Below are 11,226 nucleotides of genomic sequence, written 5' to 3' on the forward strand. Positions count from 1 at the left end.
AGGGTTGTGCATCGCCCCCTTTAGTCGCTTACGCGACAGTTCCCCCGAGGGGGAACCGAGTCTGAAGCTATTAGTCTCGCCTGCCCCTTGGGGAAGGTGCCGAACGTAGTGAGGCGGAAGTGGGAAACGCAAGCTATGTATTTAAAATTTATGAGGGAGAAATATTATGCCAAAAGATACAGATTTAGAAATTCAGGCGGAAGCTAAGTTTGCCGTGCTGCAGCAGGAGCTGCGGCGTTTGGGCAGCGTGCTGATTGCGTTCAGCGGCGGCGTTGATTCGACGTTTTTGCTGCAGGCAGCGCATTTGACTCTTGGCGATAAGGCGCTTGCGGTGACGGCGCGTTCTGGCGTTGTGCCGCAGCGCGATGTGGCGGAGGCGGAGAAATTTTGTAAAGATCAGGGTATCCGTCATCTGTATTTTGATTTTGATGAGCTGCAGGTGCCGGGGGTTGCTGAAAATCCGCCAGACCGCTGTTATATCTGCAAAAAGACGCTGTTCAGCAATTTCTTACGCATTGCGCAGGAGAACGGTGCTGTGCTTTGCGAGGGTTCGAATATGGACGACCTGGGCGATTACCGCCCTGGTATGAAGGCTTTGGCGGAGCTTGAGGTGCAGAGTCCTTTGCGCGCTGCGCAGCTGACGAAGGCAGAAATTCGCCTGCTGTCGCGCAGGCTGCAGCTGCCTACCTGGGATAAGCCTTCGTTCGCCTGCCTTGCATCGCGCTTTGTTTACGGTGAGCGCATTACGGCACAGAAGCTGGCGGCAGTGGATAAGGCAGAGCAGCTTTTGTGGGAGCTTGGCTTCAAGCAGTTCCGCGTGCGTGTGCATGGAAACCTGGCGCGTATTGAGCTGTTGCCCGAGCAGCTGGAGCAGGCGGTGGCGGAGCCGATGCGCAGTACGATTTACAAAGGATTGAAGGATGCAGGCTTTGCTTATGTGGCACTTGATTTGCAGGGCTATCGTACAGGAAGCATGAATGAAACTTTAAAGCAGGATTAATTTATACTTACAGCGAATTTTAGCATTAGCCTGCTACAAGTATGCAGGCTTTGGTTAGGAGGAAGATTATGAAAAGCTTATATTTGGAATGTAATGCCGGTATCAGCGGCGATATGCTGGTAGCAGCACTTTTAGATTTGGGTGCAGATAAGGAGGCGCTTGCTAAAGCTCTGCAGAGTATTCCTGCGAAGGGCTTTGAATATAAAATCAGCAGAGTATCGAAGGCTGGCGTAGATTGCTGCGACTTTGATGTTATCCTTGATGAGGAGCACGCAAACCATGACCACGATATGGCCTTTTTGCATGGCAATAGCGATGCTGTAGTGCATAGCCACGAGCATGAGCATCATCATGACCATGAACACGAGCATTGTCACGAGCACGAACATCATCATGACCATGAACATGAGCACGAGCATTGTCATGAGCATGAACATGACCACAGTCATGTACCGCACGAGCATCATCATCACCATGAGCACCGCGGTCTGCAGGAGGTTATTACGATTATCGATGCTACCGATATGAGTGCTGCTGCTAAGGCGCTGGCACTGAAAATCTTTGATATTATTGCCGATGCAGAAGCAAAAGCGCATGCTGTGGAGAAGAATGCGGTACATTTCCACGAGGTTGGCGCTATTGATTCTATCGTGGATATTGTGGCGATCTCTGTGTGTGCTGACAGCCTGGGCGTTGAAAATGTCATCGTGCCGGAGCTGTGCGAAGGTCGCGGCACCGTCCGCTGCCAGCATGGCGTACTGCCGGTGCCTGTTCCGGCGACGGCGAATATTATGCAGCGCTTTGGCTTTAATGTACGCTTACTGCCGGTGCAGGGCGAGTTTGTTACTCCGACAGGTGCTGCTGCCGCTGCTGCGCTGATGACTACGGACAAGCTGCCGCAGAGCTTTAAGATTCTGGGCATTGGCCTGGGCGCAGGCAAGCGTCAGTATGAGCGCCCCAGCATTTTGCGTGCGCTGCTGATTGAGGATAACGCGCAAAAAAAAACTCTGTAAATAATGGCCTGCAGACTGACTGCGTCTGCCAGCTGGAAACTGATATTGATGACTGCAGCGGCGAGCTTTTGGGCTATACGCTGGAGCGCCTGCTGGCGGCAGGTGCACTGGACGCGCATTATCAGCCGGTGTTTATGAAGAAGAGCCGCCCGGCGTGGGAGCTTACTGTTATCTGCCGCGAGGAGGACAGAGAGAAGCTGGAGCAGGTGATTTTTGCGGAAACGACAACCATCGGCATTCGTCATACACGTTTGGAACGCACGGTGCTGCCGCGTAAGCGGGACGTGCTGCATACTGCTTACGGTGATGTGGTGGTGAAGCGCTGCCAGCTGCAGGACGGCGAACGCTGTTATGTGGAATATGACAGCGCAGTAAAACTGGCGCAGGAGCAGGGAGTGCCGCTGCAGGATATCTATCTGGCTACACAGCTGGCGCAAAAAAACATAAATTAGCCACAAAAGTGTGGTATAATATCTCCATAATACGTCAGAGAATGGAGAAAAAATGACTAATGTTTTCGATTTAATAGAAGAATTTTATACACAGGATGAAGAATGGAATTCGGTACTGCAGCAAGCCTGTGCTGAAGATTTCCTGCGCTATAAAACATGGCAGGGAGCCAAGGACGGCGAGCTGGTCAAGATTTGGGATTATATTACGATTCTTTGTATTTACCTTGGTAATTCCGAGAATTTTCTCGGTGATATGTCGCGTGAGGATTTTATTGACTGCGTAGGCTGGTGCTGCCGCAATGTTTCCGGTTTCCCGGCAACTGAGAGCAACATCGCACATTTCCTGGATGTTATGCAGGAGTTTTATACATATATGAAAAAGAAACGCATTATTACCCGTGATAATGCGCCTGCCGAAGCCAAAGCCAAGCTGCTGGTTGACGGAAAACTGCAGATTGTCGGCAAGGACGGCAGCTTTTTGCCGGAACATGACCGCTACAATCTGTATTCTACGCCGGATTTGCCGACGAAGGTGTATCTGAATATCGGCGAGAGAATGCAGAATCTGTTGGATGATGTGCAAAGCTACTATACGTCGAAGCAATTTCGCCGCGATTTGGAGCGGGCAGATTTCCTTTTCGGCGGTATTTTTCAGAACGGTACTGTTCAGGAAAAGCCGGGCACGGAGGAATATTCACAGACCTTCTGGGATTATTTTCTTTTTGACTATCGCTTGCTTGAAGATGACAAAACGCCGCTGCAGCATTACCGTGATGTAATCTGCCGTGAAGCTTCCGATATGGATACCTCCGTTGATATTTTGAATGAGCTGATTAAGGCAAAGCTGGTTCTCTTTGATGTGCAAAGACGCACGGAGGAGGGAATGTATGTCTGCAGAAATATTTTCACCAATGAAAAATATACGCTGATGCTGCCGGTAGATGATAATATTGACACAGAAGGCTATATTTTCATGGGCCATATTTTTTATGAAAATACCATGGTGATGAACTTCCTGCGCGGACTGGTGATGTCGCAAACCTCGCGTAAGCGCTTTTTTGAGGTTGTCAGTGCGGCGAAGGACTGGTTTGCTGTGCGCCAAAGCGGCGAAATGAGCTGGGAGGAGTTCATCAACCGTAATCCGATGTTCGTGCGTCATGTTTCTGTTTTGTATGCCGTTTATGTGCGTATGGAGGGCTTTAATTTCAGCACGCAGATCAGCGATTATCAGCCGGCGGCGCTGCTTGTGGACAAGACCTCGGCTATGTTGGAATCTCTTAGAGGAACAGGCCTTTTTTCTGCCTATGATATACAGCTGATGCGTACCATGTGGAGCGATTTTATGCTTCGTGGTAATGCTTTGCCGGATAATGCGGATGCTGATTTTGAGCATTGGACAGCAGCGGTTATGTACTGCTTTGTAAAGCTAAATGATGTTTATACCTTTACGGAAAAGCAGGTTTTTGCTATGTGCCGTGCTACCGACCATGCAAAGCTGAAGCAGATGATAGATATGATAAATGAAACCTTGCAGCTGGAGGCGCACGACCCGCGTTACGTTAACGAAGAGGGTTTGCTGCTGATGCTGCTGCAGTGAGAGGAGGCACCAGAATATGAAGTGTGATTTTTGCGGCCACGAGGTTGCTCCCGGTACAGTTGAATGTCCGTACTGCCATTATCAGTTCAAGATAGATGCGCAGGTGCTCAGTCCGGAGGAACGCGATACCTTTGAGGGCGTGACGATAGACGAGAGCGCAGGCACAGAGGAAAATAAAAGTGCTCGGGAAGGTGCCGTGTATGACAGCGGTGCTGATGCCTATGATTCTTATAGCGAAAGACAGCAACAAGTGCCGCCGAATATCAAGGTGCATACCTTTGGCTGTGGCAGCGGCATTCTGATTACCTTCCTGATTTTATGCGGTATTGTAGCAGTTATCTTCTTCCTGCTGCCGACGTTTATTGTTTTTGCTGCAGTGGGCGCGATTATTTTGTTTATTATGCGCCTTTTTATGGGCATCTGATTATTAAAAATATGTGTTGCTGACGGTTGGCCGCGCTGCTTTTGGCGGCGCAGGCGGCCGTTTTTGCTTGCTGAAGAAAATTTTTCAAAAAAATTTTAAAAAGCCGTAAAAATATAGAGGATTTTTCTGATTGACGGCGAATAATATGCAGGTACACAATGTGTGAAAAGAATAGGAGGCATAAGATATGCATAGTTACAGCATGGATCTTGGTGGCAGAACACTTACTATTGAAGCCGGCAAGATTGCAAAACAAGCTAATGGCGCTGTATTAGTTCGTTATGGCGATACCGCCGTAGTAGTTGCCGTTACCGGCACCAAAACCCCGCGTGAGGGTGTAGACTTCTTCCCTTTGACTGTTGATTTTGAAGAAAAAATGTACGCCGTAGGTAAAATCCCCGGTGGCTTTATTAAACGCGAAGGCCGTCCGTCTGAGCAGGCTATCCTGACCAGCCGTCTGATCGACCGCCCGATTCGCCCGATGTTCCCGGAAGGCTACCACAACGATGTACAAATCGTTGCTACCGCTGTTTCCGTTGATCCCGACAATGCTCCGGATATGCCCGCTATGATTGGTGCATCCTGCGCACTGTCTATTTCCGATATTCCGTTTGAAGGTCCTATCGCTGGTGTGCGCGTAGGCCTGATTGATGGTGAATTCATCATCAACCCGACTGTTGAACAGGCTAAGATCAGCCAACTGAACCTGGCTGTTGCCGGCACCAAAGACGCTATCCTGATGGTAGAAGCAGGTGCTAACGAAGTTTCCGAAGAAACCATGCTGGACGCTATCTGGTTCGGTCATGGCGTAATCAAACAACTCGTTGAGTTCCAGGAGAAAATCGTTGCTGAAATCGGCAAAGAGAAAATGGAAGTTCCGTTCTACGCTCCGCCTGCAGAAATGGTTGCGGAAATCGAAGAATATGGTGCTCAAAAACTCAAAGATGCTCTGATGGATGCCAACAAGCTGGAGCGCGAAGAAAACGTTGCTAAGGTTAAAGCTGAAATCGCTGAAGTATTCCTGGAGAAATATCCTGATAATGCGAAAGACGTTGCTTACATCACCCAAAAGCTGGTTAAGAAAATCGTTCGTCGCACTATCTCTGTAGATAAGATTCGTCCTGACGGCCGTCAATTGGACGAAGTACGTCCGGTAAGCTGCGAGGTTGGCCTGCTGGCTCGTCCGCATGGCAGCTCTCTGTTCACCCGTGGTCAGACTCAGATTCTGAACGTTCTGGCTCTGGCTCCGCTGCGTGAAGCACAAATTCTTGATGGTCTCGGCGCTGAGGAAACCAAGCGTTATATCCATCACTACAACTTCCCGCCGTACAGCGTAGGCGAAACCAAACCTCTGCGTAGCCCCGGCCGCCGCGAAATCGGTCATGGCGCTCTGGCTGAGCGTGCTCTGCGTCCGGTTATTCCTTCCGAAGAGGATTTCCCGTATGCAATCCGTCTGGTATCCGAGGTTCTGGAATCCAACGGTTCTTCCTCCATGGGCTCTGTTTGCGCAAGCACCCTGTCCCTGATGGATGCAGGCGTTCCTATTAAGGCTCCTGTTGCCGGCGTTGCTATGGGCCTTGTTAAAGATGGCGAATACTTCACTATTCTGACTGATATCCAAGGTCTGGAGGATGCTCTGGGCGATATGGACTTCAAGGTTGCAGGTACCGAAAAAGGTATTACTGCTATCCAAATGGATATTAAGATTGATGGTATCAACAAGGATATCTTCACCCAGGCTTTGGCACAGGCTAAACGCGGCCGTGAGTTCATCATGGGCAAAATGATGGAATGCATCAGCGAACCGCGCAAAGAGCTGTCCAAATATGCTCCGAAGATCACTACTATCCATGTAGATCCTGATAAGATTGCTAAGGTTATCGGACCTGGCGGCAAGATGATCAAGAAGATTGTTGACGAAACCGGCGCTAAGATTGATATCGATGATACCGGTCGCGTATTTATCGCTGCTGTTAACACCGAGGCTGCTAATAAGGCTATCGAGATGATCGAGGGCATTACTGCTGAGGCTGAGGTTGGCAAGGTTTATACCGGTAAGGTTACCCGTCTGATGAACTTTGGTGCTTTCGTTGAGATTCTGCCTGGCAAGGAAGGTCTGGTACATATTTCCCAACTGTCTACCGAGCATGTAGATAAAGTTGAGGATGTTGTAAGTGTTGGCGATGAAATTGTTGTTAAGGTTACGGAAATTGACAACAAGGGCCGCATTAACCTGTCCCGCAAGGCTGTTCTGATGAAGAGCGTGCAAAAATAATTTGTGAATTTAAAAGAGCTGTCGCTTTTGTGACAGCTCTTTTTTGTAAATTGGAATGTGTGGTTATATGTATCGTAAGTGATATATCCTTCCGCTCAGAAAAATTTTCCTATGTCCGTAGGACATAACGCAAATTTCGTGTGGAACCAGGACGAAGTGCCGCAAAACTCGCGCTATGCAAAGAGTTTTTTCTATATAAGTCAGGCATAGCGCTCAAACAGTTGCGACACTTCTATGGTTCAAGACACTTATTTGCTAAAATTTTTATTCGCTGCACGATATATCACTTACTCATGCTTGGTTTTTGACGAACCCTCTTGCCTGCCCATTGGGGAAGGTGCCGAGCATAGCGAGGCGGAAGGGGGTTATAGAATAGGAGGGTTACTAATGAAAACACGTGGTTTTGAAAAGGTTGCCAAGTATATGCAGGTAGAGTTCCCCATGCCGGAGCGCAAGACGCAGTTCAGCGCCGGCTATGATATCAGCGCAGCGGAGGAGGTTGTGCTGGAGCCGGGCAAGATTGTGCTGGTGCCGACGGGCGTGAAGGCTTATATGCAGGCTGGTGAGTTCCTAGGTCTGCATATCCGCAGCAGCATGGCTGTAAAGAAGCATCTGATGCTCGTGAACAACGTGGGCATTATCGATGCGGATTATTATAACAATGCAGATAACGAAGGTCATATCATGGTGGCACTGCTGAATATGGGCAGTGAGGCTGTGACGATTCCGCAGGGAGAACGCATTGCGCAGGGCATTTTCTACAACTATCTGACCGTTGACGATGACGATAAGGTGGAGAAGGCTGTACGTGCAGGCGGCTTCGGCAGCACGGGAAAGAATTAAAGGAAGAAAGCATTATGAAACAAAACTACCAAATTTTTACAGCAGTACTTTTGGCTTCCATGAGCCTTGCAGCAGCTGCTCAGGCTGATGATTTTGCTGATGCTCAGCTGCTACAAACGTCGCAGCTAGTGCAGGCGCAGCGTTCGACAGCGATGCAACGCTACGCAGGCGGACGCTTGCAGGCTATCTGGAATCCGCAGGTGAAGCACAATGATGTGGACTGGTGGCTGCGTTCCTTTAGTGAATGGGAGAGCTATTACGATGATGCTGTAAGTGGCAAAAGCCGTTCTGTAGCTGCCGGTATGGATATGAATACGGGCAAGGAGACGCGCACCGGTATTTATGGCATGTATAATCATACGGAGCTTAGCGGCGGCGGCGCCGAGGCCTTGCAGCAGGACTGGCGCATTGGTGCGTACATGGGTAAGCAGCACGGAGCTGTGCAGCAATATGGTTATGTGAACTATGGTAAGCTGGGCAATCATTTTAATAGTCCTTGGGATGACGTAAAGTATCGCGGTCAGATTGTAGAGCTGGGCGGCGAATATAAGTATGATTTGCATCATGATGATGGCAAGACATATCATGTTTCGCCCTATGTGAATGTGCAGGCTTCACGCTATATGCAAAAGAGCTACCGTCAAGCTGTTCAGCATGATGATGGGAATGTATATGAGTTTGTACACCCTTCTATAAACAATAATTATCTGGCCGGGGAGACTGGTGTAGAGCTGCGGCGTGAGCTGCAAAACGGTAATTACGCTGTTCGCCTTGGCTATAAGCGGGTGTTTGCGGGTGAGGCGCCTGAGTATGGTTACACATTGGAAGGTCAGCCTGAAGCCGGGCAGCACTACTCGTATGATATCGACAAGGATTATCTGCATCTGACGCTGGGCGGAACGCTGAAGCTGACGAAAAACCTTTCTGCGACGGCGGAGGGCGGCTGGCTCGAAGGCAGGCATGACCGTGAGCTGATGGCGGACGTGAAGCTGAACTGGGCTTTTTGATGTGAAGTGAGACTTTTCTTTTGGCTATGCTCAATGCTACTACCGTTAGGTAGTAGTAAACCTGGTTTTTGTAACATCCTTACATATTGAGCTTTTAAAAAGTCTGCGGAATTTTATTCATTGACAAATACCTATGAGGGTAATATCCTATCTTTGACAGTTTAATAAGGGTAAAAGGCTCGGAAAGCGCATGGTTACTGCGTTTTTTCGAGCCTTTCATGCTTGAAATTGTGAGTGCTTTTTACAGCTTTTTTGTGAGCATAAAAATTTTTTCCTATCTTTTTTGCTAATAATTTGGTAGTCAGTACGAAAACCAAAAGCTTTATGCAAACTATCTGTCAGGTCAGTACGTGTACAGCTTGGAATAAAACCTTAAAAAGAATTCTGTCATTGCGTTTGGAGAGAGAAGAACTGTTTTTATATAGCTTTGCTTAGAGCTTCGGTTAAAAGTGTAAATAGTTTACAATTTTAACGAAAAAGTGTAGACAATATAGGGAAATATGATATAATTAATTTAGATAATTTTGGTAAATGGAGGTTTTCTCGATGCAGAAAATTGATCAGGCATGTGTAAACACCCTTCGCTTTTTGGCAGCAGACCAGGTAGAAAAGGCTAAATCCGGCCATCCTGGCTTCCCTCTGGGTACAGCTCCTTTGATGTACACTATTTGGGACCGCTTTATGAATTATAACCCGGCTGATCCGCAATGGTTCAACCGCGATCGTTTCATCCTTTCTCCGGGTCACGGCAGCGCTTTGCTTTATGCTATGCTGCACCTGGCAGGCTATGACCTGTCCCTGGACGAGCTGAAAAACTTCCGTCAATGGGGCAGCAAGACTCCGGGCCATCCGGAATTCGGCCTGACTCCTGGCGTTGACGTATCCACTGGTCCTCTGGGCCACGGCTTTGCTATGGGCGTTGGCTTTGCTATTGCAGAAGCTATGCTGGGCGCAAAGTACAACAAACCTGATTTCCCGGTTGTTGATCACTACACCTTTGGTCTGACCTCTGATGGTGACCTGATGGAGGGCGTTTCCTGCGAGGCTGCTTCTCTGGCTGGCACCCTGGGCCTGGGCAAATTGATTTACTTATATGATGACAATAAAATTACTATCGAAGGCAGCACCGATATTGCCTTCACTGAGGATGTTGAAGCTCGCTTCAAAGCTTATGGCTGGCAGGTTCTGCGCGTAGAGAGCAGTGAGGATGTTGACGCTATGCAGGCAGCTATCGAAGAAGCTAAGGCTGATACCATGCATCCTTCTCTGATTATTGTACGCACTCACATCGGCTTCGGCAGCCCGAAACAGGACAGCCCGTCCTGCCATGGCGAGCCGCTAGGCGGCGAAGCACTGGCAGCTACTAAAGAAAAAGCCGGCTGGCCGCAGGAAATGTTCTATGTACCTGCTGAGGTTAAAGAACATTTTGCTGCTAAGCTGGATGGCTGCGCTGCAAATGAAGCTGCCTGGAAGGCTTTGATGGATGACTATAAGATGGTTTATCCTGAGCTGGCTAAAGAGCTGGAAGACCGCATTGCCGGCAACTCCATGGTTAATCTGACTGCTCTGGAAGCAATCTTCAAGGATACCGTTAAAAACGCTACCCGCGAAGCAAGCGGCGATATTATCCAGGTTCTGGCTGCACAGCTGCCGGAGCTGGTTGGCGGCAGTGCTGACCTTGGTCCTTCCAACAAAACTATCATGAAAACCGGCGGTTACTTTTCCAAGCTGGATAGAACCGGCCGCAACATTCACTTCGGCGTTCGCGAGCACGCTATGGGTACCGTTCTGAACGGTATTTCCCTGCATGGCGGCTTCATTCCCTTTGGCGGCACCTTCCTGGTATTTGCTGACTTCCTGCGTCCGACCATCCGTATGGCTGCACTCATGGGCATTCAGTCCGTATTCGTACTGACTCACGACAGCATTGCATTGGGCGAAGATGGTCCTACTCATCAGCCGATTGAAACCACTATGGCATTGCGTCTGATTCCGAACGTAAGCGTTATCCGTCCGGCTGACGCTCTGGAAACTGCTACCGCATGGCAACAGGCTTGCCTGAACAAGCATAAGCCGACCTGCCTGCTGCTGAGCCGTCAAAAATTGACCGTTCTGCACGATTATGCAGCAACCATCCATGAGAACGCTCATAAGGGCGCTTATGTACTGAGCCCGGCTAAGAGCGAGGCTAAGGCTGTTCTGATCGGCACCGGCAGTGAAGTACATTTGGCACTGGCTGCACAGGCTAAGCTGGCTGAAGAGGGCATTGACGTTAGCGTTGTATCTATGCCTTGCTGGGATGCTTTTGATGCTCAAAGCGATGAGTACAAGGAAAGCGTTCTGCCTGCAGGCGTAACTAAATTTGCTGTGGAAGCTGGCGTGCCTTATGGCTGGAGCCGCTACACCGGCACTGAAAAGAATGTTCTGGGCATTACCACCTTCGGCGCTTCTGCACCTGGCGATGTAATGATGGAAAAATACGGCTTTACTGTTGAAAACCTGGTTGCAAAGGTTAAAGCAGCGCTGTAAGCATAAGTTAAAACTGGTTCTTTGTCAAGTTTTGGGGTTTTTAATAATTTAGCACCCTGAAATCTGTAAAATTACTCTTTACAACT

Annotated in this window: 9 protein-coding genes; all 9 read left to right on the forward strand. The window is 49.0% G+C overall.

The features are described 5' to 3' along the window. Positions 1 to 166: 166 nt before the first annotated feature. A complete protein-coding gene (gene larE, locus Q0G26_RS11280) occupies positions 167 to 1,000 on the forward strand; it encodes an ATP-dependent sacrificial sulfur transferase LarE (protein ID WP_293830693.1) in 834 nt (277 codons plus the stop codon). Positions 1,001 to 1,068: 68 nt separating this feature from the next. After that, complete coding sequence (locus Q0G26_RS11285; RefSeq protein WP_293830695.1) at positions 1,069 to 2,013, forward strand: LarC family nickel insertion protein; 945 nt, start codon at positions 1,069 to 1,071, stop codon at positions 2,011 to 2,013. A 44-nt stretch (positions 2,014 to 2,057) separates the two neighbouring features. Next, positions 2,058 to 2,465, forward strand: coding sequence for a nickel insertion protein (larC, locus tag Q0G26_RS11290; RefSeq protein WP_366517775.1), 408 nt, complete (start codon positions 2,058 to 2,060; stop codon positions 2,463 to 2,465). 52 nt (positions 2,466 to 2,517) lie between these two features. After that, positions 2,518 to 4,062, forward strand: coding sequence for a hypothetical protein (locus tag Q0G26_RS11295; RefSeq protein WP_293830697.1), 1,545 nt, complete (start codon positions 2,518 to 2,520; stop codon positions 4,060 to 4,062). 16 nt (positions 4,063 to 4,078) lie between these two features. Further along, the gene (locus Q0G26_RS11300; protein ID WP_293830699.1) at positions 4,079 to 4,486 is read left to right on the forward strand and encodes a hypothetical protein; all 408 of its coding nucleotides are present in this window, start codon (positions 4,079 to 4,081) and stop codon (positions 4,484 to 4,486) included. Between the two features lie 187 nt (positions 4,487 to 4,673). Continuing rightward, positions 4,674 to 6,761, forward strand: coding sequence for a polyribonucleotide nucleotidyltransferase (locus Q0G26_RS11305; protein WP_293830701.1), 2,088 nt, complete (start codon positions 4,674 to 4,676; stop codon positions 6,759 to 6,761). Positions 6,762 to 7,148: 387 nt separating this feature from the next. Further along, the gene (dut, locus tag Q0G26_RS11310) at positions 7,149 to 7,604 is read left to right on the forward strand and encodes a dUTP diphosphatase (protein ID WP_293830702.1); all 456 of its coding nucleotides are present in this window, start codon (positions 7,149 to 7,151) and stop codon (positions 7,602 to 7,604) included. A 14-nt stretch (positions 7,605 to 7,618) separates the two neighbouring features. Further along, positions 7,619 to 8,611, forward strand: coding sequence for an autotransporter outer membrane beta-barrel domain-containing protein (locus tag Q0G26_RS11315; RefSeq protein WP_293830703.1), 993 nt, complete (start codon positions 7,619 to 7,621; stop codon positions 8,609 to 8,611). Between the two features lie 546 nt (positions 8,612 to 9,157). After that, a complete protein-coding gene (tkt, locus tag Q0G26_RS11320) occupies positions 9,158 to 11,140 on the forward strand; it encodes a transketolase (protein WP_293830704.1) in 1,983 nt (660 codons plus the stop codon). The last annotated feature ends 86 nt before the right edge of the window (positions 11,141 to 11,226 follow it).

This window comes from uncultured Phascolarctobacterium sp. (genome assembly GCF_934190775.1).
Taxonomy (GTDB): Bacteria; Bacillota; Negativicutes; order Acidaminococcales; family Acidaminococcaceae; genus Phascolarctobacterium_A.